This is a genomic window from Selenomonas sp. AE3005, from assembly GCF_000686945.1.
Taxonomy (GTDB): Bacteria; Bacillota; Negativicutes; order Selenomonadales; family Selenomonadaceae; genus Selenomonas_A.
In genome coordinates this window covers 65,505-89,097 of record NZ_JMME01000006.1, presented here as the reverse complement: position 1 = coordinate 89,097, position 23,593 = coordinate 65,505, and the positions used below count along the sequence as shown (strand labels likewise).

The 23,593-nt window shown below is 51.4% G+C and carries 23 protein-coding genes; 5 read left to right on the top strand and 18 right to left on the bottom strand.

All coding sequences use genetic code 11. From position 1 onward, the window contains the following. Positions 1-21 precede the first annotated feature (21 nt). Positions 22-1,044 carry a rod shape-determining protein gene (locus tag DL94_RS0105680; protein ID WP_028129330.1) on the bottom strand — a complete coding sequence of 341 codons (1,023 nt, stop codon included), beginning with the start codon at positions 1,042-1,044 and terminating at the stop codon, positions 22-24. A gap of 280 nt (positions 1,045-1,324) precedes the next feature. On the opposite strand from DL94_RS0105680, the gene DL94_RS0105675 reads away from it, so the two are divergent. Then, entirely contained in the window at positions 1,325-2,281 is a 957-nt protein-coding gene (locus tag DL94_RS0105675; RefSeq protein WP_028129329.1) for an L-lactate dehydrogenase, read from the top strand. Positions 2,282-2,367: 86 nt separating this feature from the next. Here DL94_RS0105675 and sucD read toward each other — a convergent pair whose 3' ends face one another. Genes sucD through DL94_RS0105660 form a run of 3 tightly spaced genes read right to left on the bottom strand, consistent with a single transcriptional unit; the run spans position 2,368 to position 5,664 of the window. Continuing rightward, on the bottom strand, positions 2,368-3,273 hold the full coding sequence (gene sucD, locus DL94_RS0105670; protein ID WP_028129328.1) for a succinate--CoA ligase subunit alpha: 906 nt from the start codon (positions 3,271-3,273) through the stop codon (positions 2,368-2,370). Positions 3,274-3,288: 15 nt separating this feature from the next. After that, positions 3,289-4,476, bottom strand: a complete 1,188-nt coding sequence (gene sucC / locus DL94_RS0105665) for an ADP-forming succinate--CoA ligase subunit beta (protein WP_028129327.1) — start codon at positions 4,474-4,476, stop codon at positions 3,289-3,291. 60 nt (positions 4,477-4,536) lie between these two features. Next, a complete protein-coding gene (locus DL94_RS0105660) occupies positions 4,537-5,664 on the bottom strand; it encodes an aldose epimerase family protein (RefSeq protein WP_028129326.1) in 1,128 nt (375 codons plus the stop codon). 243 nt (positions 5,665-5,907) lie between these two features. Between DL94_RS0105660 and DL94_RS0105655 the strand changes: the two genes are divergently transcribed. Further along, positions 5,908-6,183 (top strand): hypothetical protein, encoded by a 276-nt coding sequence (locus DL94_RS0105655; RefSeq protein ID WP_028129325.1) that lies wholly within the window; start codon positions 5,908-5,910, stop codon positions 6,181-6,183. A 76-nt stretch (positions 6,184-6,259) separates the two neighbouring features. On the opposite strand, the gene DL94_RS0105650 is transcribed toward DL94_RS0105655, so the two are convergent. After that, positions 6,260-6,919 (bottom strand): HAD family hydrolase, encoded by a 660-nt coding sequence (locus tag DL94_RS0105650; protein ID WP_369793706.1) that lies wholly within the window; start codon positions 6,917-6,919, stop codon positions 6,260-6,262. A 3-nt stretch (positions 6,920-6,922) separates the two neighbouring features. Then, entirely contained in the window at positions 6,923-8,626 is a 1,704-nt protein-coding gene (locus tag DL94_RS0105645; RefSeq protein WP_028129323.1) for a putative bifunctional diguanylate cyclase/phosphodiesterase, read from the bottom strand. A gap of 401 nt (positions 8,627-9,027) precedes the next feature. Between DL94_RS0105645 and DL94_RS0105640 the strand changes: the two genes are divergently transcribed. Next, positions 9,028-9,678, top strand: a complete 651-nt coding sequence (locus DL94_RS0105640) for a Crp/Fnr family transcriptional regulator (RefSeq protein WP_028129322.1) — start codon at positions 9,028-9,030, stop codon at positions 9,676-9,678. A 119-nt stretch (positions 9,679-9,797) separates the two neighbouring features. Next, positions 9,798-10,031 (top strand): hypothetical protein, encoded by a 234-nt coding sequence (locus tag DL94_RS0105635; protein WP_028129321.1) that lies wholly within the window; start codon positions 9,798-9,800, stop codon positions 10,029-10,031. Positions 10,032-10,141: 110 nt separating this feature from the next. Here the strand turns inward: DL94_RS0105635 and DL94_RS0105630 are convergent, their stop codons facing one another. From DL94_RS0105630 to sufC, 7 genes are all read right to left on the bottom strand, one after another. After that, a complete protein-coding gene (locus DL94_RS0105630) occupies positions 10,142-10,837 on the bottom strand; it encodes a Crp/Fnr family transcriptional regulator (RefSeq protein ID WP_028129320.1) in 696 nt (231 codons plus the stop codon). A 3-nt stretch (positions 10,838-10,840) separates the two neighbouring features. Further along, on the bottom strand, positions 10,841-11,344 hold the full coding sequence (locus DL94_RS0105625; RefSeq protein ID WP_028129319.1) for a flavin reductase family protein: 504 nt from the start codon (positions 11,342-11,344) through the stop codon (positions 10,841-10,843). Between the two features lie 147 nt (positions 11,345-11,491). Further along, complete coding sequence (sufU, locus tag DL94_RS0105620) at positions 11,492-11,923, bottom strand: Fe-S cluster assembly sulfur transfer protein SufU (protein WP_028129318.1); 432 nt, start codon at positions 11,921-11,923, stop codon at positions 11,492-11,494. Then, positions 11,913-13,148 (bottom strand): cysteine desulfurase, encoded by a 1,236-nt coding sequence (locus DL94_RS0105615; protein WP_028129317.1) that lies wholly within the window; start codon positions 13,146-13,148, stop codon positions 11,913-11,915. The genes sufU and DL94_RS0105615 overlap by 11 nt, the downstream gene beginning before the upstream one ends. After that, a complete protein-coding gene (locus DL94_RS0105610; RefSeq protein ID WP_028129316.1) occupies positions 13,141-13,977 on the bottom strand; it encodes a SufB/SufD family protein in 837 nt (278 codons plus the stop codon). The genes DL94_RS0105615 and DL94_RS0105610 overlap by 8 nt, the downstream gene beginning before the upstream one ends. 13 nt (positions 13,978-13,990) lie before the next feature. Further along, positions 13,991-15,400 (bottom strand): Fe-S cluster assembly protein SufB, encoded by a 1,410-nt coding sequence (gene sufB / locus DL94_RS0105605; protein WP_028129315.1) that lies wholly within the window; start codon positions 15,398-15,400, stop codon positions 13,991-13,993. 7 nt (positions 15,401-15,407) lie between these two features. Beyond that, positions 15,408-16,160, bottom strand: coding sequence for a Fe-S cluster assembly ATPase SufC (gene sufC, locus DL94_RS0105600; RefSeq protein WP_028129314.1), 753 nt, complete (start codon positions 16,158-16,160; stop codon positions 15,408-15,410). A gap of 198 nt (positions 16,161-16,358) precedes the next feature. Here sufC and DL94_RS15225 point away from each other — a divergent pair, with 198 nt between their 5' ends. Then, the gene (locus tag DL94_RS15225; protein WP_051586331.1) at positions 16,359-19,004 is read left to right on the top strand and encodes an EAL domain-containing protein; all 2,646 of its coding nucleotides are present in this window, start codon (positions 16,359-16,361) and stop codon (positions 19,002-19,004) included. Here DL94_RS15225 and rsmH read toward each other — a convergent pair. The 5 genes from rsmH to DL94_RS0105570 form a co-directional block, all read right to left on the bottom strand. Continuing rightward, positions 19,001-20,086 carry a 16S rRNA (cytosine(1402)-N(4))-methyltransferase RsmH gene (gene rsmH / locus DL94_RS0105590; RefSeq protein WP_028129313.1) on the bottom strand — a complete coding sequence of 362 codons (1,086 nt, stop codon included), beginning with the start codon at positions 20,084-20,086 and terminating at the stop codon, positions 19,001-19,003. The genes DL94_RS15225 and rsmH overlap by 4 nt on opposite strands. Continuing rightward, positions 20,083-20,895: a Cof-type HAD-IIB family hydrolase gene (locus DL94_RS0105585; protein WP_028129312.1), complete on the bottom strand. Its 813-nt coding sequence runs from the start codon at positions 20,893-20,895 to the stop codon at positions 20,083-20,085. The genes rsmH and DL94_RS0105585 overlap by 4 nt, the downstream gene beginning before the upstream one ends. A gap of 121 nt (positions 20,896-21,016) precedes the next feature. Continuing rightward, positions 21,017-21,826: a MetQ/NlpA family ABC transporter substrate-binding protein gene (locus DL94_RS0105580; protein ID WP_028129311.1), complete on the bottom strand. Its 810-nt coding sequence runs from the start codon at positions 21,824-21,826 to the stop codon at positions 21,017-21,019. 25 nt (positions 21,827-21,851) lie between these two features. Next, positions 21,852-22,505, bottom strand: coding sequence for a methionine ABC transporter permease (locus DL94_RS0105575; RefSeq protein ID WP_028129310.1), 654 nt, complete (start codon positions 22,503-22,505; stop codon positions 21,852-21,854). Further along, a complete protein-coding gene (locus DL94_RS0105570) occupies positions 22,474-23,535 on the bottom strand; it encodes a methionine ABC transporter ATP-binding protein (protein WP_028129309.1) in 1,062 nt (353 codons plus the stop codon). The genes DL94_RS0105575 and DL94_RS0105570 overlap by 32 nt, the downstream gene beginning before the upstream one ends. Positions 23,536-23,593: the final 58 nt, after the last annotated feature.

Genomic DNA, 23,593 nt, shown 5'->3' with positions numbered 1-23,593 from the left:
CTCTCGCTGATAATTATTTTTTTAACGGCCGGTTTTTACATTACGTGCTTTGCCATCGAATTTGGAGAACGAATCCAGCGCCTTGCCGCAGCCAATCGCCACGCAGCTCATAGCTTCCTCAGCCAGTGCCGTGGGGATATCAGTTTCCCGGCGGATAAGCTCGTCCAGACCGTAGAGCATTGCGCCGCCGCCCGTGAGGACGATACCGCAGTTCATGATATCTGCAGCCAGTTCCGGCGGCGTTTCTTCCAATACCTTCTTCACGCAGTCAACGATTTTCGTCACCGAATCACGCATGGCCTCGGCAGCCTGTGCTGTCGTAATCTGCACATTCTTCGGCAGGCCCGACAACATATCACGGCCGCGGATATCCATCACTTCGTTGCGCGCCGTGGCAAAAGCAGCGCCCACTACCATCTTCACATCTTCAGCAGTGCGTTCGCCAATCATGATGTTAAATTCCTTTTTCACGTAAGCCATGATGTCCTCATCGAACTTGTCGCCAGCCACGCGCAGGGACGCACTATTTACAATGCCGCCCAAGGAAATCACGGCGATATCCGTCGTGCCGCCGCCGATATCGACCACCATGGAACCACGCGGTTCCGAGATATCCAGACCAGCCCCGAGCGCTGCGGCCAGCGGTTCTTCAATCAGCTGGGTATGACGGGCACCAGCCTGTTCAGCAGCCTCCTGCACAGCACGCTGCTCCACCATCGTAACCCCTGACGGGATACAAATCATAATCCGGGGACGGAATACAAAACGGCGTCCTACCACCTTTTCAATGAAGTGACGCAGCATGCTTTCCGTGATATCATAATCGGCAATAACGCCCTCGCGCAGAGGACGGACAGCCACGATATTGCCCGGCGTACGGCCAATCATCTGCCGTGCCTCTTCACCGATAGCCAGCACCCGGTTGGTGTCCCTGTCAATAGCCACCACAGACGGTTCACGCAGAACAATACCTTTACCCTTTACGTATACCAGCACATTTGCCGTGCCCAAATCTATACCGATATCCAATGACATACCAAACATCTATGTTACAATCTCCTTCCGGTTACATACGCATACAACAATCTATAATATATAATAAAACCCTCCTAATTACAATAACTTAACCTAAGAAAATCTTAGCTATTCTCCAGACCTTGTAAATTTACACATTTTCCCGTCATTTTTGACATTTACTGTAATTTTGTGAAAAATATTGCTTTTGTTTCTTTAAAATTCATCATTGACACTAGGTCTTAATAGTGCTACGATTAACACGACTTAGGGATATATTTCACTTATTCAATCAGGGGGTAATAACAAAATGAACAACAGAAGAAAAATCGTCGTCATTGGCGCCAGCAACGTTGGCTCCGCAGTTGCCAACAAAATCGCTGACTTCCAGCTGGCTACGGAAGTAGTCCTCATCGACCTCAACGAAGACAAGGCTTGGGGCGAAGCTAAGGACTCCAGCCATGCAACGAGCTGCATCTACAGCACGAACATCAAGTTCCACCTCGGTGACTATGAAGACTGCAAAGATGCAAACATCATCGTTATCACGGCTGGTCCGTCCATCCGCCCGGGCGAAACTCCGGACCGCCTGAAACTGGCTGGCACCAACGCCAAGATCATGAGCTCCGTTATGGGCGAGATCGTAAAACGCACCAAGGAAGCTATGATCATCATGATCACCAACCCGCTTGACGTTGCTACTTATGTTGTTTCCACGCAGTTCGATTATCCGCGCAACCTCATCCTTGGTACTGGTACGATGCTCGAAACTTATCGTTTCCGCCGCATCCTGGCTGACAAGTACCAGGTTGACCCGAAGAACATCAACGGTTATGTTCTCGGTGAACACGGCAACGCTGCTTTCGTTGCTTGGTCCACGACTGGCTGCGCTGGTTTCCCCATTGATGATCTGGATGAATATTTCCACCGCACGGAAAAACTCAGCCACGAGGCTGTTGAACAGGAACTGGTTCAGGTTGCTTACGATGTTATCAACAAGAAGGGCTTCACGAACACCGGTATCGCTATGGCTGCCTGCCGTTTCATCAAGTCCGTTCTGTATGATGAACACACCATCCTGCCCTGCTCCGCAGTTCTCGAAGGCGAATACGGCCTGAAAGACGTTGCTCTTTCCATTCCCCGTATGGTTTGCGCTGATGGTATCATGCGCTCCTTCGAAGTTCACCTCACTGACGATGAACTCGAAAAAATGCACAAAGCTGCTCAGAGCGTTCGTTCCGCTCTCGATGGCGCTGGCATCAAATAAGATTGCTGTTACGGCAAACAAAAACGCTGGACTTTCGTCCAGCGTTTTTTATATGCCTTCCCGTGCGGGAAGGCTTTTATTCATTTTCAGCAGGTATGACACTCGTCGTAAATGCCGGCTTTTTTCAGTGTATTGACCACAGTTTCCCCAATATGGGCGACCGTGTCGGCCACTTCAATGCCTACACCATTGAGAGCCTTGATTTTATCAGCCGCCGTACCTTTGCCGCCGGAGATAATGGCACCGGCATGGCCCATGCGTTTTCCCGGAGGCGCCTGACGGCCGGAGATAAAGGCCGCTACCGGTTTATCCGGCATGTTTTCCTTTATCCATTTCGCCGCATCTTCCTCGGCGGTGCCGCCGATTTCACCAATCATCAGCACCGCCTTGGTTTCGGGGTCATTCTTGAAGAGTTCCAGTGCATCGATAAAGTCCGTGCCCTTGACAGGGTCACCGCCAATACCGATGGCCGTGGTCACGCCGATACCGGCGTTCATGAGCTGGAAAGCGGCCTCATAGGTCAGGGTTCCGGAACGGGATACCAGTCCGACATGGCCTTTCTTTTGAATGTTGCCGGGGATAATGCCCAGCTTAGCCTCATCGGTAGTCAAAATTCCCGGGCAGTTCGGGCCGATAAGTCTGGTTTTCTTGCCTTCCATATAGCGGCGGACCTTAACCATATCCTGCACCGGAATGTGTTCGGTAATGCACACCACGAGGTCAAGACCGGCATCTACGCCTTCCATAATGGAATCAGCAGCAAATCTGGCCGGCACATAAACCACCGACGCTGTAGCTCCGGTAGCCTCCACGGCGTCCTTAACCGTATTGAATACCGGCACGCCCTCTACTTCCTGACCAGCCTTGCCCGGCGTTACGCCGGCTACAATCTTCGTACCATAAGCCAGCATCTGCTTGGTATGGAACGTAGCCTGCTTGCCCGTTATTCCCTGTACTATGACTTTTGTATCTTTATTGACTAAAACACCCATGTTTGATGGCCTCCCTTATTGTGCTGCTTTGACACGCTTGACGATTTCCTCTGCGCCGCCTTCCATAGTCGGTGCCATAATGACATTGGCTATGGGCGAATCCTGCAGAATCTTGCGTCCCTGCTCCACATTAGTGCCCTCTAAGCGCACCACTACGGGAACAGGCAGGGATTTACCATCGTCAGAGATAATTTTTGCCGCCTCGACAATACCGGCAGCCACCGCATCACAGCGATTGATGCCGCCGAAGATATTGACGAAAATGCCCTTGGCCTGGCCGCCGTCAAGCATAATCTGGAATGCCTCAGCAATCTTTTCCGGTGAGGAATCGCCGCCCACATCGAGGAAGTTGGCCGGTTCACCGCCATAATGCTTGATGATATCGACCGTAGCCATGGCCAGACCGGCGCCATTGACCATGCAGGCCACATCGCCGCCTAAGTTTACATAGTTGAGTCCGGCCTCAGCTGCCCGGCGTTCCTTGGGATCTTCCTCGCTTTCATCACGGAGTTCCTCGATATCCGGGTGACGGAACAGCGCACTGTCATCAAAGTTCAGTTTGGCATCAAGCGCCACCACATCATCTTCAGCCGTAACCACGAGCGGATTGATTTCCGCCAGCGAACAGTCCTTGCCCACAAAGGCATTGTAGAGACAAGTCATGAGTTTCACCGCCTTGCGGATTGCCGGCTGGGGAATATTGATATTATAGGCCATGCGCGTAGCCTGGAACGGAGCCAGTCCCACTACCGGGTCGATGTATTCCTTGAAAATCTTATCCGGCATTTCGGCAGCCACTTTTTCGATTTCCATGCCGCCTTCTTCCGAGCCCATCATGACTACACGGGCCGTCTGGCGGTCAATGACAAAGGAGAGATAATATTCTTTCTTGATATTGGAACCTGCTTCAATCAGGAGGCGGCCCACTTTCTTGCCTTCCGGCCCTGTCTGATGAGTTACAAGTGTCTTGCCCAACAGTTCCGTCGCATAGGTTTTCACCTCATCAAGGCTCTTGGCGATTTTTACACCACCTGCCTTGCCGCGTCCGCCTGCGTGAATCTGGGCCTTGACCACTACCACAGGGGTGCCGATTTTCTTGGCATTCTCTACGGCTTCTTCCACCGTAAAGGCCGGCAGCCCCTCGGGAACTGTAACCCCATAGGCCTTCAGTACGGCCTTACTCTGGTACTCATGAATATTCATGCTTTTGCCTCCCTAAAATCAAACGAATTTACCATTTATATATATTCGACGTTTTTTCCGTTAATCCTTGGGCCACAGCACAAATACAGTCTGAGACTGATATTTTTCCCCGGCCTTGATAATCGGCTGCGGAAAATGCGGATTAGCCAGCGAATTGGGGAAATACTGCGTTTCCAGACAGAAGCCGGAACGGCGCTGGAACTCCACGCCCTTTTTGCCCGGCAGGCCGCCATTGAGGTAGTTGCCGGCATAGAACTGAATCCCCGGCAAAGTTGTATAGCAGGTAAGCGTCAGCCCCGATTTATCAGACTCGGCATAGGCAGCCTTTTTAAGTCCGCCTTTCAGGTAATCAATCGGGCAATGGGGATCGTAGCCAAACATACCGGGTTTCATTTCCACCATGGCCGGTTCATCACGCAGCACCCAGTTGTGGTCATACCCGTGCGCCATCTGCAGCTGGTCAAAATCATCGTCAATATGTGCACCGATGGCCGTCGGCTGGCGCAAATCCATGGGCGTACCCTCCACCGAGAGGATTCTGCCGTCCGGCAGGGATTCACTGTCGGCCCAGGTATATTTATCAGCAAATATCTGCATTTTCTGGTCAAGTATGGACGGTGATTCAAAGCCGTCCAGATTGAAATAGGCATGATTGGTCAGGTTGCAGATGGTGTCCTTGTCGCTGACAGCCTCATACTGAATGGAGAGCTCATTGTCATTGGACAGGGAATAAATAACTGTCACGTCCATATTGCCGGGATAGCCAGCGTCACCATCATTGCTGTGATAAGTCAGCTTGACACCTTCATATACTTCCTCGGCCTGCCACAATTCATTGTGAAAGCCCTTCGTACCGCCATGAATATGATTTTGTTTCCGGGAGCCGGTATTTAAATCCAGCTGATACTCCTGACCGTTGATAACCGCCTTGCCCCCGGCAATACGATTGGCATGGCGGCCCACTACACCGCCCATGCTGGTGGTATCTTTTTCATAAGCTGCCGCATCTTCATAGCCCAGCACCACATCGACGAATTTAGCCGCTTTGCCCATAATGCGCCAGCTCACCAGCCGCGCCCCGTAAGTCGTCACCTTTACCTCAGTCCCCTTGGTATTGCGCAGGGTATAGAGTTCCACCTCTCGTCCATCGCTGAGCTTGCCAAAGTTTTCTTTTCTAATGACTGCCATGAATGATACCTCCAAACCATAGGATAATCTCACATGAATTGTTGCGGAATTTGCTATTATTTCATGCAATTCTATACAAGTTCACTTTACTCTTTACGGTTTTGTTTGTCAACCTTTTGCCTTTACAATTCGCTAAATTCAATTTAATTTATCATTTTTGACAAAGTATGCTATAATGTTTGTATTGGTTACATATTCACAAATGAAATTATTTTTATATTATTTCAAGGGGGATTATCAATTATGGCAACCGAAAAAAAAGTTTATGTCTTCTTCAACTGCGATGAAGAAAAGACGCAGAAATCCATGAACATTTTCTACAACCACACTGTCTACAACACTACGAAGAAAGCTCGTAAAGAGCTGCTGACCAAGGTTGAAGATGAAATCAAAGCTGGCCGTGTCAATGTTACTGAAGGCCAGATGGATGCTGTCAGCAAAGAAATTCTGGACGGCGAGCCCACCAAGGCCAGCCAGTACCTCCAGTACGGCACCATCGAAAGTTTCGATGTAGTGTAACAGCCCGTCTGCTGCATTATTGTCAACACGATATTAAAAGCCCGGATAAGCGTTTATCCGGGCTTTTCTATTTATTTTATTTTCCTGCCAAGCGGTTTACGTCAATCTCAGTCAGACTGTCCACCACCTCATCAGCCAGGCTTAAATCCTGCCGGCCGGAATTTAGGTTCCGAAAGGCAATACAGTACATACCAGCTCGCTTGGCTGCTAAAATACCGTTTTCCGTATCTTCCAGCACCACGCAGTCTGCCGGTGCCACTCCCAAACGTTCCGCGCTGATGAGATAAATTGCCGGATTCGGTTTGCTCTCCGGCAATTCGCCTCCCGACAGAATCGAGGAAAAATAAGTTCTGATAGCAAAACTGTCCAGTACCGTATTCATCACGCGTACGTTGGACGACGTAGCCAGTCCCAAAGGAATCTCAGCGGCATGCAGATTCTTTATCAAATCCACGCTGCCAGCCACGGGGTCAATGACACCACTTTCCAGCACCTCGAGATAATGCGCGTGCTTGTAGGCCGCCATATCTTCCGGTTTAATATCCTGCCGGCCGCAGGCAGCCAGGGCGTCCCGAAAAATTGCACCGCTGGTACGTCCCATGTAACGGGCCAAATCCTCCGCCCGAAAGGGAATCCCGAAATGGGCAAAGGTATCAAGTTTCACCCGTGAATGAATGGGCTCACTGTCGATAATAACCCCATCCATATCAAAAATAAATGCTCCGATTTTTTGCAAAGATTACTCTCCCTTTTGACTACGTTCTACCAATCCCATAAAGCTTTCCACATCCAAGGGCTTGGCAAAATAATACCCCTGAATATCATGGCAGCCAATGCTCTCCAGGAAATCCACCTGCTCCTGCGTTTCCACGCCTTCCACGACAACTTCCATATTGAGGCGCCCGCCCAGGTCTACAATGGACTCCATAATAGCACCGGCCCTGCTGGACCTGCCCACTTCCCGGACAAAGGCCATGTCGATTTTCAGCACATCTACCGGCAAATCCTTGAGCATATTAAGCGAGGAAAAACCACTGCCAAAATCATCCATCAGCACAGGGAATCCATGCCCTCGAAAAGCTCTGACCATGGCAATCAGCTGATGCGGATTGTCCATATAGGCACTTTCGGTAATTTCCAGTTTCAACAGCCGTGGCTCAATGTCGTATTTTTTGACCAGGCTCAGCAAATAGTCCATAAAATCACTATTATAGAAATTCAGCCGGGATACATTGACGGATACGGGTACTACATCGAGCCCCCTGTCAATCTGCTGCCGCAGAGTGATACAGGCCTGTTCCCAGACGTACCTGTCCAGACGCACGATAAAGCCATTGCTTTCAAAAATAGGAATAAACTTGCCCGGCGAAATCTGCTGCTTGGGGTGATTCCAACGCACCAGGGCCTCCGCCCCGACAATTTTCTTGGAGTTCAGATTGTACATCGGCTGCAGCACAATGCCAAACTGGCCTTCATTCAAGGCATATTCCATATTGCGGACAATCATCTGCTCCTCAATCATCTGGTCACGCATACCATTATCATAGAAAGCGTAACGGGTCATGTACTGTCCCTTGATACGATTGAGTGCCATATGGGCGCGGTCACACATCTGGTCCACCGGCAGGAAGGCGTTATCCACCTGATAGACCCCGGCATAGAAATGAATATGGTGACTAATGCCCAAAGACTGAATGGTGCTGTCCACCCCGGCGATGAGCTTATCCATATCCAGCTTATCCGCAGGCACACACAATACAAAATGGTCCGCCTCAATACGGGCACAGATGCCCTTTTCGCCTACGAACATGCTAAAATAAAACGCTGCCGTTTTCAATATGAGATTACCGGTTTCCATACGGAACAAATCATTGATGACCTTAAAGCAGCTGATGTCCAGGTACACAATACTGTACGAAGTATTGGCATGTCCCTGCAGCATATCACCGGCCCGGCGGTAAAAAGCCTCCCGGTTGTAAATGCCCGTCAGGGAATCAAGTTCAATGCGCTGGTGCATTTCCAATAGCTGGCGGTTCTGTGCCACCTGCTCCACCCTGCGCCATTCAATTTCCTCCCGGGCCATAACATTGCGGATACGGCAGCGCACAATGGTAGGATTATACGGCTTGGTTATAAAATCCGCGGCCCCCATCTCCATGGCACGCGCCTCACTGTCCCCATCATTGTTGGCGGTCATGACCACCACAGGGATACCGGCATATTGGTCATTGGTCTTTAATATGCCCAGCAGCTGAAAACCATCCATCACCGGCATGACCATATCTACCAATACAATAGACACAGCCTGCCCCTCAATGATTTCCAAGGCATCCTTACCGTTTTCCGCCTCCAGAATATTATATTCTTCCTGAAAGAACTGGGTCAGCACCACCCGGTTGATTTCCACGTCATCAACTATTAACATAACAGGTTTATTGCCCACAATATCGCCTTCTTTACTGTGTGAGTATCTTTTCATGCTCATACGTATACTATATGTTTATATACTACAAAGACCAGCCAAAATCCTTCTAAAGAAAAATAATTGCTCATATGACAAAAGACCCCGTTTCGTCTTGCAGGAACGAAACAGAGTCCACGTCAAAAGCTTTATGTAAATTCTCTGCAACAAACGTTGCACCCGGAATCCTGCCCCAAAACAGGATTCCAGAGGAAAAGAAAGCCATGTAAGCGTATGCTTGTACAACTTCTACATCTATTCTAGTGACTTTCCCCCGAAAAAAAAAGGACAATAGTCCGGATAATAACCTTTTTTCCCCACACGAAATCATATATAATGTAAATAATGTATTTACGCACCGCATTTTAGGAGAGGGAACTGCTATGAAACTTGATTATATCCTTGACCATATGCCTGACGAAATCCGCCGTCAGACAACGCATAAAATATTTTTCCCCGGGGAAAGCATCGTCCGCAAAGGGGAAGAGGCCCGGCACGTCTATCTGATTACCCGGGGCACTATCAGAGTCAGCAATGAATTTGCCAGCGGCCAGCGTTTTACCTTCGGCACGCTCGATGTCCCTGACCTGATTGGCGACCTGGAAGTTTTGGCCGGGCAAAAACTGTACTCTGCCTCCACTGAGGTCAGCACGCAGTGTGAGGTCATCGCCATGCGGTCCGAAACCTTCCTGCAGTGGATGCGCATCGATAATGACTTCGCGCTGGCGGTAGCCCAGCTGCTGGCAGCCAAAATGTATCCCACCTCCAACGAGGCCGGCCGCGTCAAGTTCCTCCCCAGCCTCAACCGTCTGCAGACATATCTGCTGAAACGCCTGGGCGATATCGATACGGACCTCTTCATCCTGCATACCAGCCGGCAGCAGATAGCCGATGACATCGGCACCAGCGTCAAGACTGTCAACCGCGGTGTCGTAAAACTTAAGGACGAAGGGCTTATCACCCTGCTGCATGGCAAAATAACCATGAACAAAGCTCAGCAGGTGGCCATGAAGAATTCCCTTATCGATGAATAAAATACTTTTCTTAATCAACATTTAATTGAAATCACCTTACATTTTAAGAAACACCTCCTATAATTGGTCATGTAGTAAGGAATTAGCAACTCGACCTTTTAGTAAAGGAGATGTACTTTATGCTTAGCAAACGAAATGTGAAGATGACAGCTATTGCCCTTGCCGGATGTGTCAGCCTGGGGATGGGCGGCATTACGGTAAGTGCAGCCGAGGCCAGTGCCCTGCACCATGGCCACAACTACGAAGTTCAGCAGCTTTCCCACAAGCACCCGAAGAAATACTCCGAAGGTGAACGCAACACCGCCGCCATCGTCGGCGCCGTCGTGGGTGCGATTATTGCCAAAAACACCTGATTAACCAGCCGATAATCCTTCCTCAAAAGGATTACCTATATATTCCTACATTCTCTAATTCTCTCTAAAAAAGGACATGCCCCCACAGCATGTCCTTTTTTCTATGCAATTTACAGATATTCCTCAAAGCGTTCCCTATCGAGCACTTTGATATTCTTGCCGTCTACTTGGAGAATCCCTTCCCGTTGCAGGGCAGATAGTTCCCTTGACAGGGACGGTCTGGTTACGGCCAGATACGCAGCCATAAATTCCCGGCTGCCGGCCAGTTCCAGTTCCCGTTTCCCCTGCAGCTCAATGAACAAAAAACGAATGATTTTTTCGCGCAGGCTGCCGCTGGCCAGCACCTTTATCTTGTTGTGCATGAAGTAGGCCTTCCGAGCAAAGATACGCATGAGATTTCTTTGAATCTGCAGACCGCAGGAACTGAGCTGACCGCCATCGGCCAACGTGAACAGGCCGCTGGCAATCTCCAGAAGTTTTACGGGCGTGACCGCCTCTACGTACATATCATAGGGTTGTTTTAAAACCTCATAAACCTCTCCGAACATATCTCCCGGCGTATTTATTTCCGACAGGAAAATCCGCCGCCCGGAAAAGGTATCCTTTAAGATATGAACTTCGCCGGCCAACAGAATGTAGAGTGACTTGGGCATATCACCTTCATGGAACACAATTTCTCCCTTGGGGTAATCCACCTGCCGCACCTGAGCTGAGGCTAACAGTTCCTGCACGTCCGCCTCGCTCATGCCCTGGCACAGGGAACACTGTTTGAGCAGGTCAGCCAGCTGCTCCTTAGCGCTGCCCATGGCTTAGTCCTGCACCAGAATCTTTTCGATTTCCACGATATACATTGTATGATAATCGTCCTGATACCAGCGCTCGTCTGCGGCCTTATCCACAAAACACTCCTGCTTTAACTCCTGCGCATAGAGCTTATGGCACAACATGGTGACACGAGCCTCGTCATAGTAAGTGCGGCCGTTGTCATGCTTTACTGTCAGGCCGCTTTTGGCAATTTTATCCTCATCACGGCCGGACACCGTGCCGAAGTAATTCATCATCTGCCGGCGGTCCTCACCGAATACGGACAAGGTCAGGCCTTCTGCTTTATCCACAAACTCCTTCGTATAACGAGACGGACGGATAAAGATAAAGGCCACGGGCTTGCCCCACATAATGCCCATACCGCCCCAGGACGCTGTCATGGCATTGCTGCGCCCCTCTGCCTCCCCGGTCACGAGCAGCCATTTCTTGCCGATTACCTTAAATACGCTTTCTTTAAAATCATCAGGGCGAACTTCTTTTACAGCCATCATTAACATCCTTTCTCATCAACATTTTATCCACAACATTAAGAACCGTTTTCTACACGAAATCCACAAAATATAGGTGTTATCCACAGTATTGCCGTGGATATCCACCGTATTTTGTGGATAACTTGCTTTTTCTGCTCAATTTTCTTATTTTTGGTCCTTCAAGGCATCATCCAAAGTATGCCAGGCCAATACTGCACATTTCACTCTGGCCGGCATATGGGCCACATTTTTCAGCGCCAGGGCCTCGTCGAGTTCTTCGAGTTCGTCCTCGTCCACCAGCTCGCCCTTAATCATGGAGATAAATTTATTGGCCAGACGTCTGGCGTCTTCCACGCTTTTGCCGCGGATAAGTTCCGCCATAATATCCGTGCTGGCCTGCGAGATAGCACAGCCAATCCCCGTAAAGGCGGCCTCTTTCACGATACCGCCCTCCACCTGCAGCTCAATGGTGATTTCATCACCGCAGCTGGGGTTTTTGCCTTTCATCTGGCAGGTAGCACAGGAAAGTTTATGTTTATGGTCAGGGTTGCGGCTATGCTCTCCTAAAACTTCCGTATACACATCATCAAGCGCCATAACCAAGTACACCTCTTACTTTCTTCAATGATTCAATCCAGCGGTCAATATCTTCCCTTGTATTGTAAAGGTAAAAACTGGCCCGGCAGGTAGCATTCTGCCCGAGATAACGGTGCAGGGGCTGGGCGCAGTGATGACCGGCCCGGACAGCTACGCCGTCGCTGTCAAGAATGGAGGCCACATCATGGGGATGGACGTCCTTGACATTGAACGCGATAATCCCCGTCTTGTTGTCCCGGGTGCTGTCACAGCCGTACAATTCAATAAAAGGCAGCTCACGCAGCTGGGGCAGGGCATAGTTTAATAAATCCGCCTCAATGGCCTCAATGCGGTCAAAGCCGATTTTTTCCAGATAGTCAATGGCTGCTACCAAACCAGCTGCCCCGCCGACATTCTGCGTACCGGCCTCAAACTTGGCCGGCACTTCAGCCCACGTGGAATCCTGCTCTTCCACATACTCAATCATGTCGCCGCCGCGCAGGAAGGGCTCCATCGCGTCGAGCAGCTCATATTTGCCATAGAGCACGCCAATGCCCATCGGTGAGAGCATCTTATGACCGGAGAAGGCGAAGAAATCGCAGTCCAAATCTGACACGTCAACGGCCATGTGCGCTACACTCTGCGAACCGTCCACAACGCAGACAGCACCGACACTATGGGCTTTTTTCACAATGGCCTTAACATCATTTTTGAGTCCCAGCACATTGGAAACCTGCGTTACAGCTACGACTTTGGTGCGTTCCGTAATTTTCGTTTCAATATCTTCCGCCAACAGATTGCCGTCTTTTTCCAGATAGATGTATTTGAGCGTCGCGCCCTTGGCCTTGGCCACCATCTGCCAGGGTACGCAGTTGCTGTGATGTTCCGACACGGAAATCACGATTTCGTCCCCGGCCTCAACATGATGCAGGCCGTAGCTGTACGCCACGAGATTCAGCGCCTCCGTGGCGTTTTTGGTAAAGATGATTTCCGCCGGGCGTTTGGCCTTGATAAACTTCGCCGTCCGGGCCCGGGCGCCCTCGTAAATATCCGTAGCCTGCACGGACAGGGCATACGCGCCCCGATGCGGGTTGGCATTGCAGCCCCCATAATAACCGCACAGGGACTGTATCATCTGTTCCGGCTTTTGCGTGGTCGCACCATTATCCAGATACGCCACCTTCTTGCCGTTAATCTGACGGTTCAGCAGGGGAAAATCTTTGAGAAATTCTTGGGCGTCAGCCATTAGAAAGCCTCCTTTGCAGGTAAGCGTCAATTTCTGCCTTTAATTCAGCGTTATCAATGCGGTCAAGGACAGGCTGGAAGGACGCCTCCACCACAAGTTTCTGCGCCTCAGCCAGGTCCAGGCCGCGGCTCATCAGATAAAAGAGCTTGGCCTCGTCCATCTTGCCGATACTTACAGCATGATGGCCGTCCACATCATCTTCATGGGACAGCATGATGGGTACGCTGCGGTTCTGCACATGGTCAGACAGTACCATGACTTCCTCGTCCTCGCGTCCCACAGAACCCTTGGAGCCTTCAAGAAAATCGAGCGTGCCGCGGAAAGTTTTGACCGCACCGCCCAGGAGTGCGCCGCGCACCTGCATATTGGCGTCCGTACGCTTGCCCTGCTGACGGATAATGTAGTTTAAGTCAATCTTGCGCCCGCCGTCACCGAAGTACAGGCCCCAGACATCGGCAATGCTGTCATCGCCGGCCATATCCACGGTCAGTTCGGCCGCCGTATGTTTGGCACCGGCCTCGACCGTCGTATAATTGAACTTTGCGCCCTTGCCCACATAGACCTTAATGCGGCTCGTGGCAGCCTGCTCCTCGTCTGCCAGCTGGGCATAAATCAGATTCAGTTCGCCGCCGTCAGCGATATGCGCCTGCACTTCCAGGGCACCGCCCTCGCGTCTGTCCAGCACAATGTTCTTGCTCTCCCCGGACTCCACGAGAATTTTTTCCGTCTGTACATCTTCGCTAAGTCCTGCCGGAACGGGAACTTCATTGACTTTCAGCCACCGCCAGGTACGCATAGGTATGGCGGAAAAAATTTCTTCACTTATCATTTTCTTTTCCTCCTTAACCCATAGTACCTTCAAGCTCGATATTGACAAGATTGTTCATTTCGAGTGCATATTCGAGCGGCAGTTCCTTGGCAATCGGCTCCACAAAGCCGCGCACAATCATGGCCCGGGCCTCTTCTTCGTCGATGCCACGGCTGGTCAGATAGAAGATGGCCTCGTCACTGATACGGCCAATCTTGGCCTCATGCCCGATATCGGCCTCATCACCCTCAATGTCCATGACCGGCAGCGTATCACTGCGGCTCAGGTTATCAAGCATCAAAGACTCACAGTTCACGGAGCACTTGGCATACGGCGCATTCTTCGTCACCTTCACCGCACTGCGGTAAGTGGCCATACCGCCAGCCTTGGAAATCGTACGCGTATTGATATTGGCCGACGTATGCGGTGCAGCATGAATGACGCTGGCTCCCGTGTCGAGATTCTGCCCCTTGGACGCAAAGGTTACGCCCGTAAACTCGCAACGGGCGTTTTCCCCATGGAGCACACTGCAGGGGTACAGGCAGGAAATATGCGAACCAAACGAGCCGGACACCCATTCGATAATGCCGTCCTTCTCCACCAGCGCACGCTTGGTGTTGAGGTTCATCATATTACGCGACCAGTTTTCAATCGTGGAATAGCGCAGGCGCGCCCCCTCCTTGACGAAAAGTTCCACGCAGCCGGCATGGAGGTTGGTCACATTGTGTTTCGGCGCGGAACAGCCTTCGATAAAGTGCAGGCTGGCATTTTTCTCCACGATAATCAATGTGTGTTCAAACTGGCCGGCACCGGCAGCATTCAGGCGGAAATAGCTCTGCAGCGGCATTTCCACATGGACGCCTTCCGGCACATAGACGAAGGAACCACCGGACCAGACAGCACCATGCAGGGCCGCAAATTTATGGTCTTTCGGCGGCACGAGTGTCATGAAGTATTCCTTCACAATATCTCCATGCTCCACAAGCGCCGTTTCCATATCGGTGTAGATGACGCCCTGCTTGACCATATCCTCCTGAATGGAATGATAAACCACTTCCGAGTCGTACTGGGCACCAACGCCGCCCAGGGACGTTTTTTCCGCCTCGGGAATACCGAGCCGGTCAAAGGTATCCTTGATATCTTCCGGAACTTCTTCCCAGCTGCCGGTCATCTTGGCATCGGGCTGCACATAGGTCACGATATCGTCCATATTTAATTCTTCGAGGGACGGCCCCCAGGTGGGAAGTTCCAGCGAATTATAAACTTCCAGCGATTTTAAACGGAACTCCGTCATCCATTCCGGGTCATGCTTGCGCTGGGAAATATCCTTGACGATTTCCGGCGTCAGGCCGCTATGGGATTTATAAACAGAACGGTCCTCGTTCTTAATATCGTAGAGGGTACGTTCTATATCCTCTACATAAGTTTTCTTCTTCTCAGCCATATGCGCCTCAACCTTCCTGCTCTTCACGGATATGGGCAAAACCGCGGCTGTTGATATCCTCAATCAGTTCCGGGCCGCCTTCTTCCACAATCTGGCCATTCATCAGGACATGTACCTTATCGACCTTCAGATGTTCGAGAATGCGCGTGTTATGCGTGATAATCAGGCAGGAATTGTTTTCGTTATGGAACTTGGCCACGCCCTCCGACACAATCTGCACAGCGTCCACATCGAGGCCGGAATCCGTTTCATCGAGCAATGCCAGTTTTGGGTTCAGCATTAAAAGCTGCAGGATTTCCGTGCGTTTCTTCTCACCGCCGGAAAAGCCCACATTGAGATAGCGCTGGGCGTACTCCGGATTCATCTTGAGCTCCTGCATGGTGGCCTTAAGCTCCTTGCGGAAAGGCAGGAGTTTTACCTTCTCGCCCGTGATAGCCTGCTTGGCCGTGCGCAGCATATTTTCCACGGTGATACCGGGGATTTCTTCCGGCGTCTGGAAGGACAGGAACAGGCCCTTGCGGCTGCGTTCGAAGGTCTTCATATCCTTCATATCCTCGCCCTCAAATTCCATCGTACCGCCGGTTACGGTGTACTTCGGATGCCCCATGATGATGTTCATCAACGTGGACTTACCGGAACCATTCGGCCCCAAGATAACATGGACTTCACCTTTGCCCACTGACAGGGACAGCCCTTTCAATATTTCCTTATCCTCCACGCCAGCGTGCAGGTCTTTAATTTCCAAAAGCTGCTCAGCCATTTATAAACTCTCCTTTTAAAACAACAGGATTAACCTGTTTAAAACTCTGCTCATTTAATCCTTAGTAAAATTGTCGGGATTAACAATTTTATTTTAGGGGGTTTATGCTTAAAAGTCAATAGAAGGAAATTCCCTTCTTACAACGAATAAAAACAGTAGAAGTTGATTCGCAGAATTCCCCAAGGAGGAGGGTTTTCCATGCGCTTTTGGATACGGCTTTTTATCATCACGGCACTGGCGTGGACGCAGCTGGCAGCCGCGGTTTTTTGTGAGCAAACTACCCGCTCAACGCTGATTATCGGCTTTACCGACAATCCGGGTATCATCTGGCAGGACAGCCGGCTTATGTACCACGGTGCGGCCTACGAATTTTCCGAGACCATCAGCAACTATATGAATGTGAAAAACAGCTACGTAATTGGCACCCCCGCGACTACTCTGCAATACCTGAAATCGGGAATCATTGACGTAATTATGCTGCCTGCCGGCGAGTATTATGCCGGCAACGGCGAGCCAGCCCCTGTCAATCAGCCGCCCGGGACTATATCCGTTGCCCTGGGGCGCGGCATTGGCTGGCTGCTCGTCGACGAAAAGCGTCCGGAGCTGGCCGAACAGCTCCGCCTGGCTATCGCCACCATCAATAAAGTCAATACCTTCTATCAAAACGACCTGCAGGCAAAATACCATGTCACCGGCAACACCCTGAATCTCACGGACGAGGAACGTGCCTATCTGGAGGCCCACCCCGTCATCAGAGCCATGATATCGCCCCGGCAGCCGCCCTACGCCTATTTGCAGGACGGACAGGCCATGGGGGTTATTGGCTGTATCGCCAACCGCATAGAGGTAGATTTAGGCATACGTCTGGAATTTGTTCAGGCCGACACCCATCAAAATATGATGGAAAAGCTGACCGAGGGAACTGCCGACCTCGTCATGGATGCCTATGACGATAACAACTGGGCCAAGGCACACAATGCCACCCTGACCTTCCCTTACCTCGCGCTTAACTATGTCGCCGTCATGCGCAAGGACAAGCCCCTGCCGGAAAAACCTGTCATCGCCTGCGCCCGGGCACATTTCTATACCCAGGCCCACATAGAGCACATGTACCCGGCCGAGCAGCGCCGCTATTATTTGGACGTCGCTGACTGTATGGCCGCTGTCAACAACGGTGACGCGGATATGACCTTTGTCAAAGCCATAACTGCGCAAAGTGATATTTACCAGGGAAACTATTACAACCTCTACACCAACGGCAATGTAGTTTTCAGCCACGCTGTTGCCATGGCGGTCAGCCAGAATGCTGACCCGATTCTCGTCCGCATTCTGAACAAGGAAATCGCGCATATAAACCCGCAGGACGTCTACAGTATCATCAACAGTGAGGTCTATCGCGTACATGCCAAGGATACATTGCAGGCCTTCATCTATCGCAATCCGCTGATGTCCATGGCGGTGCTGGGCAGTGTCCTGTTCCTCATAATCGTCACCCTGCTCTACATCATGTGGCTGCGGCGCAAACACACGCATGACCTCTGGCAGCAGGCCAATATCGTAAGTTCGGCGCAAACCCACAATCTCCATTGGTTTGCCAATGAGCTCCTGCCCACCATCAACAAATACGCCAAGGCCCGTCAGCAGGGAGAACTTTTTGTCGTAGCCATTTCGCCGCAGCGCGTGGCCTTTATCAAAGAGATTTACGGAACGAAAAACTACGCTTTAGCCGTAAAATCCATCATCGATAAGGTAAAAGCCAAGCTGCCGTGGATTCTGCGCTTTGGCCTCTCCGAGGAAATAACTCACGCCTATATGCTCTGTAAGAAACCGCCCGGACTTACCTTCCGGCAGGCTGCGGAACGCATTGAAAAAGCGTCACACATCATTGACCTCAACGGCGTTCCCACCAGTTTCACTTATCATATTGGTATCTGTCCCGTTCCCCGGAGCGGTGACTTGGAGGCGGCTATCCTCATGGATAACGCCATGATGGCCCATAATGAAATCATCGGCAAGAGCAAGAATATCGGCCTTTACAACACCGCCATGCACGATGAGCTGCTCCAGCAGCAGCAAATGGAGCTCTATATGGAAAAGGCTTTGGCCGCCGGTGAGTTCCAAATATTTTTGCAGGCCAAATACGACCTGACCACCAAGGGTATATATGGGGCAGAGGCCCTGGTCCGCTGGCAAAGTCCCGAGCTGGGCTTTTTAGGCCCCGGCAGTTTCATAAATCTCTTTGAACGCAACGGCTTTGCCGTTCAGCTGGACTACTACGTACTGGAACGTGTCTGCCAGCAGCTGCAGGAACGTATCAGGCAGGGACTTACCGTGGTGCCGATATCGGTAAACCAGACCGGCCTCCATATCACCGAGCGCGGTTATCTCTCCCGTATGCAGTCAATAGCCGAGCGCTACAAACTGCCGCGGAAACTTGTTGAACTGGAACTTACGGAAACTTCCTTTATCGACTTCACGACCAAAACAGAAAACGAAAACGCCCTGCAAATCACAAGGCGTTTGAAAAGTATGGGCTATGCCCTCTCTATGGATGATTTTTGTACCGGCTATTCGTCTATAGCCATGCTGCGCAACCTGCCCATGGACATTATGAAAGTAGACCGCAGCATGCTCACAGCCGCCGAACAGTCCGAACGCTCCCATACTATCCTGACGCAGGTCATTGAACTGGGCAAGCGTCTGGGTATGACCGTTCTGGTCGAAGGCATCGAAACACCGGCCCAGGAGGCATTGCTGCAGGAGGCCGGCTGTAACATTGGCCAAGGTTTCCTCTTTGCCCGTCCGATACCGGCCGAGCAATTCTGGGAAAAATACGTTGACTAAGCCTTTACCGCCCAGCGCATTTTGGTGGAATGAGCCCGGCTGTTGCGGTAACACTCCTCACGGCTCGGACGGATTACATCGGGGGCGATATCACTGTATACGCCCTGCTGGGCAAAAGCCTTAAAGGCTTTCTTGACAATCCTGTCCTCGCCGGAATGGAAAGTCAGAATGGCCGCCCGTCCCCCGGGACGCAGCGCGGCCGGCAGTTTCTCCATAAACTCATAGAGAACTTCATATTCATGGTTTATATCAATACGCAGTGCCTGGAACACCCGGGCGCTGCTCTTTTTTATGAGCTCCTCACGCGCCAAAGCCTGTTTCTTCGTACTGTAGCCGGCCCGCTCCTTCATAGCCGGCGGCAGTTCCACCTTGGCCAGTGCCTTGGCCACCTCGTCATACAGTTCCTTAGTGGTCTTGACGGGCCAGCGGCGCCGGACAAGCTGCCTGGCAATCTCCGCGGCATAGGGCTCGTCAGCATTTTCACGCAGCATGCCCTCCAGTTCTTCCTTGGAAATATCTGCCAGGCGTTCCGCCGCCGTGATTCCCGACTCGGGATTCAGCCGCAGGTCCAGCGGCCCGTCACTTTTAAACGTAAAACCACGTTCAGGATTATCTATCTGCATGGAGGACACACCGAGGTCAGCCAGGACGAAATCAAAGCCGCCAACTTCCGCCGCCAGTTCGTCAATCTGACAGAAATTCATATTCCTGAGCTGCCAGATTTCCGGGCCATAGCCTTTGGCCCGAATACGGGCCTCCGTCTTTTTCGACTCTATAGGGTCGATATCACCGCTGAACAGCCGCCCCTGCCCGGACAGTTTTTCCAGCATGGCCGTGGTGTGGCCGCCATACCCTAAAGTAGCATCAAAGCCCTGCTCCCCGGGTTTAATCGCCAGCACCTCTAAAATCTCCTCCACCATAATGGGGATATGCATGCCGGCCGGCGTATTGCCCTTAGCCAGCACATGCGCCACTTCCTCCCCATATTTTTCGGGGTTTAACTCCTTATACTTCTCCGCAAAATGCCGCGGATACTTGCCACTGTAATGAATGCGGCGTTTATGCTGCTTTTCTTCCGTCATATCGCAAAATACCTTTCCAACGTCAGAGCGATGCCATCTTCGTTATTGCTGGCCGTGATTTCATCAGCCATGGCCTTTAATTCCTCGCAGGCGTTGCCCATGGCGACGCCATAGCCGGCAAAGTCCAGCATGCTTATATCATTCTGGGCGTCACCAAAAGCCATAACCTCGGCCGGCTTTATCCCCAGGCGCTCACAGGCCGCCCCCAGCGCACTGGACTTGCTGACGCCCTTTACCGTCGCCTCATAGAACCACGGCGCAGACTGCACAAAGGACAGTTTATCCTCAAAGCCCCGGCGGATATCGTCCAAATGGGGCACCAGAATTTCATTCGGAGCCGCCGTCAAAATCTTAACGGGTTTAAATGTTACGGCCGCAGCGATATTTTCGACAATCTTTACCTTTAAGTTGTTGTTGCGGCTTTCGTCCATGACTTTGTGCCGGCTGGCGTCCGTCGTATAGATAAACTCACCGTCATCAACGATGGGTGACAATTCCGGCCACGCCTCCAAATGTCGCAGGAAAGCCACAGCCGTTTCATGGTCAATGGCGCTGTCAAAGAGGATTTCCCCCGTGGCAGCATCCTGAATACGGCCGCCATTATAGGATATTCTGAGGCCATGATAGTTTTCCAGGCGCAGCGCATCAGCCTCTCTCTGCAAGCCCGGGGCCTGACGCCCGGATACCAGCGCCACGATTACGCCCTGCTCCTGAACCGCCAATAAAGCCTCCCGCGTGCGCGGTGTAATCACCTTATCATCATTATTCAGCGTCCCATCCAAATCCAGCGCTATCATTTTATATTTCAAGAAACGTCTTCCTTTCTCCCTATATAAGCATACATTAAACCCGGTGGCTGATGATAACTTTCTGCACCTGCCACCGGGCAATTTTAGCATATATTACTGTATTTAAGCAAGCGAGATGCCATTAGAATGCCGGTACTACCGCACCCTTGTATTTTTCCGTAATGAAGTCCTTTACTTCCTTGCTCTGCAGGGCCTTAATCAAAGCCTTGATTTCCGGACGGTTTTCATCGCCGACACGCACAGCCAGAATGTTGACATAAGGAGACGTGCTGTCCTCCATCACGAGCGCATCTTTCGTGGGCACCAGACCAACCTGCATAGCATAGTTGGTATTGATAACAGCAGCGTCCACGTCATCCAGCGTACGGGGCACCTGGGCTGCCTCTACTTCCTGGAACTTGAAGTTATGCGGATTGCCGGTCACGTCCTGTACCGTAGCCTTTTCCTTTACACCATCTTTAAGCGTAATCAGACCAGCCTTCTGCAGGAGCAGCAGGGCACGGCCGCCGTTGGTGGGGTCATTGGGAATAGCGATAGCAGCGCCATCTTTGAGTTCCTTGAGGTCTTTTACCTTCTTGGAGTATATCCCCATGGGTTCGATATGCACACCGAACGCATTTTTCAACTTAACTTCCTTATGTTCTTCCATGAAGTTCACAAGATAAGGCTCATGCTGGAAGAAATTGGCGTCCAGTTCCTTGTCGTTAAGCGCCAGGTTCGGCTGTACATAATCGTTGAATTCCACGATTTCCAGCTTGATACCGTCTTTTTCCAGCAAAGGTTTCACGATTTCCAGAATCTCTGCATGCGGAACGGCCGTAGCGCCGACCTTCAAAGCCTTGCTGTCCTTGGCTGCCTGCTGGTCACCACAGCCGGCAAAGGCCATAGCCGCAATCAGCAGCGTACCGATAAGTGCTAAAACTTTTTTCATGAGGATACCTCCTTATAATGAATGCTTATTTTTTATCCAAGCGCTTGGCGATGGTATTGCCTACAAATTGTACCGCCTGCACAAGAACAATCAGAATAATAACCGTGGCAATCATCACTTCCGGACGGAAACGCTGATAGCCGTAACGGATAGCCAGGTCACCCAGGCCACCGCCGCCGATGGCTCCGGCCATGGCCGACTCACCGACCAGACTGATAACCACCGTGGTCAGCTGTGCCACAATGCTGGGCATGGATTCCGGCAGCAGCACCTTGCTGATAATCTGCACCGGCGTCGCGCCCATGGACAAAGCCGCCTCAATCAGACCGTAGGGCACTTCCTTAAGGCTGGTTTCCACCTGCCGGCCGATGAAGGGAATCGAGGCGATAACCAGCGGCACCATGGCCGCCGTGGTGCCGATAGCCGAACCCACCAGCAGGCGCGTAAGCGGAATAATCGCCACCATCAAAATAATAAACGGAATGGAACGCACGGCGTTAACCACCGTACCAATGATTTTGTTAAGGTTCGGCGACTCCAGAATCTGTCCCTTATCCGTTGCATAAAGCAGCACACCCAAGGGAATCCCCAGTGCGGACGCGATGGCCATGGAAACGGCCACCATGTAGACAGTTTCGCCCAACGCCTTAGTCAGAAGAGGAATCATGTCGTTTGACATAACCAATCACCTCCTCCTTTAAGTCACGGCTGTTGAGATAAGCAAGCGCCGCCTGCACCCGGTCAGGTTCCCCTTTCAGTCCGATAATCATACGGCCAAAAGGTGTGTTCTTGATATGGTCAAGGTTGCCGAACAACAATGTGGTTTCCACGTCCGTGAACTTGCGAATCATATCAGCAATCACCGGGTCATCTGCCGACTCCCCGATAAAGGTCAGCCGCAGGAGCAGGTACGCATCTTTGTCCGGTTCCTGACTGATTTTGCCCCCACGGAAAGCCGCCGGCAGGTCGTTAGACAGCAGCACGCTGATAAATTCCTTGGTGATGGGCTGCTGCGGATTGGTAAAGACCTCCAGCACCGTGCCTTCCTCAGCGATAACGCCTTTGTCAATTACCGCCACTTTATCACAGATATCCTTGATAACCTGCATTTCATGAGTGATAACCACCACCGTCAGCTGCAGCTTACGGTTGATATCCCGGATAAGCTCCAAAATAGCCTTGGTTGTCTGCGGGTCCAAAGCACTCGTGGCCTCGTCACAGAGCAGCACCTTCGGCTCACTGGCCAAGGCCCGGGCGATACCCACACGCTGTTTCTGTCCGCCGGACAGCTGTGACGGGTACTGGTCAGCTTTGGCCTCCAGCCCCACCAGTTTCAACAACGGCTCCACCTTGGCCTTGATTTCCTCAGCAGACTTGCCGGCCAATTTCAACGGAAAAGCGATATTGTCGTATACAGTCGCTGAAGACAGCAGGTTGAAATGCTGGAATATCATACCGATATCCTTGCGGGCCGCACGCAGTTCACTGTCACTGAGCGCCGTCATGTCCTGTCCGTCCACGATAACCTTGCCGCCCGTAGGCCGCTCCAACATATTGATACAGCGCACCAGGGTGGACTTGCCAGCCCCGGATAAACCGATAATGCCATAAATCTCGCCCTTGGCGATTTCTAAATCAATGCCTTTCAGTGCCGGCACTGGCCCGGCCGGACTGTCATAGGTCTTCTCCACATGAGAAAACTTTATCACAGGCATTCACTCCAATCTTACTAATAATAAATTGACACCCAACGGTGCCAATTTATTA

Excerpts from the sequence above, each read along its gene's own strand:
- sufB (WP_028129315.1), bottom strand. The coding sequence starts at position 15,400 with ATGGCTGAGAAGAAGAAAACTTATGTAGAGGATATAGAACGTACCCTC.
- DL94_RS0105625 (WP_028129319.1), bottom strand. The coding sequence starts at position 11,344 with ATGGCTGTAAAAGAAGTTCGCCCTGATGATTTTAAAGAAAGCGTATTT.
- DL94_RS0105635 (WP_028129321.1), top strand. The coding sequence starts at position 9,798 with ATGCTTAGCAAACGAAATGTGAAGATGACAGCTATTGCCCTTGCCGGA.
- DL94_RS0105640 (WP_028129322.1), top strand. The coding sequence starts at position 9,028 with ATGAAACTTGATTATATCCTTGACCATATGCCTGACGAAATCCGCCGT.
- DL94_RS0105630 (WP_028129320.1), bottom strand. The coding sequence starts at position 10,837 with ATGGGCAGCGCTAAGGAGCAGCTGGCTGACCTGCTCAAACAGTGTTCC.
- DL94_RS0105610 (WP_028129316.1), bottom strand. The coding sequence starts at position 13,977 with ATGATAAGTGAAGAAATTTTTTCCGCCATACCTATGCGTACCTGGCGG.
- DL94_RS0105575 (WP_028129310.1), bottom strand. The coding sequence starts at position 22,505 with ATGTCAAACGACATGATTCCTCTTCTGACTAAGGCGTTGGGCGAAACT.
- DL94_RS15225 (WP_051586331.1), top strand. The coding sequence starts at position 16,359 with ATGCGCTTTTGGATACGGCTTTTTATCATCACGGCACTGGCGTGGACG.
- DL94_RS0105655 (WP_028129325.1), top strand. The coding sequence starts at position 5,908 with ATGGCAACCGAAAAAAAAGTTTATGTCTTCTTCAACTGCGATGAAGAA.
- DL94_RS0105680 (WP_028129330.1), bottom strand. The coding sequence starts at position 1,044 with ATGTTTGGTATGTCATTGGATATCGGTATAGATTTGGGCACGGCAAAT.
- sucD (WP_028129328.1), bottom strand. The coding sequence starts at position 3,273 with ATGGGTGTTTTAGTCAATAAAGATACAAAAGTCATAGTACAGGGAATA.
- DL94_RS0105675 (WP_028129329.1), top strand. The coding sequence starts at position 1,325 with ATGAACAACAGAAGAAAAATCGTCGTCATTGGCGCCAGCAACGTTGGC.
- DL94_RS0105615 (WP_028129317.1), bottom strand. The coding sequence starts at position 13,148 with ATGGCTGACGCCCAAGAATTTCTCAAAGATTTTCCCCTGCTGAACCGT.
- DL94_RS0105660 (WP_028129326.1), bottom strand. The coding sequence starts at position 5,664 with ATGGCAGTCATTAGAAAAGAAAACTTTGGCAAGCTCAGCGATGGACGA.
- sufU (WP_028129318.1), bottom strand. The coding sequence starts at position 11,923 with ATGGCGCTTGATGATGTGTATACGGAAGTTTTAGGAGAGCATAGCCGC.
- rsmH (WP_028129313.1), bottom strand. The coding sequence starts at position 20,086 with ATGACGGAAGAAAAGCAGCATAAACGCCGCATTCATTACAGTGGCAAG.
- DL94_RS0105580 (WP_028129311.1), bottom strand. The coding sequence starts at position 21,826 with ATGAAAAAAGTTTTAGCACTTATCGGTACGCTGCTGATTGCGGCTATG.
- sufC (WP_028129314.1), bottom strand. The coding sequence starts at position 16,160 with ATGGCTGAGCAGCTTTTGGAAATTAAAGACCTGCACGCTGGCGTGGAG.
- sucC (WP_028129327.1), bottom strand. The coding sequence starts at position 4,476 with ATGAATATTCATGAGTACCAGAGTAAGGCCGTACTGAAGGCCTATGGG.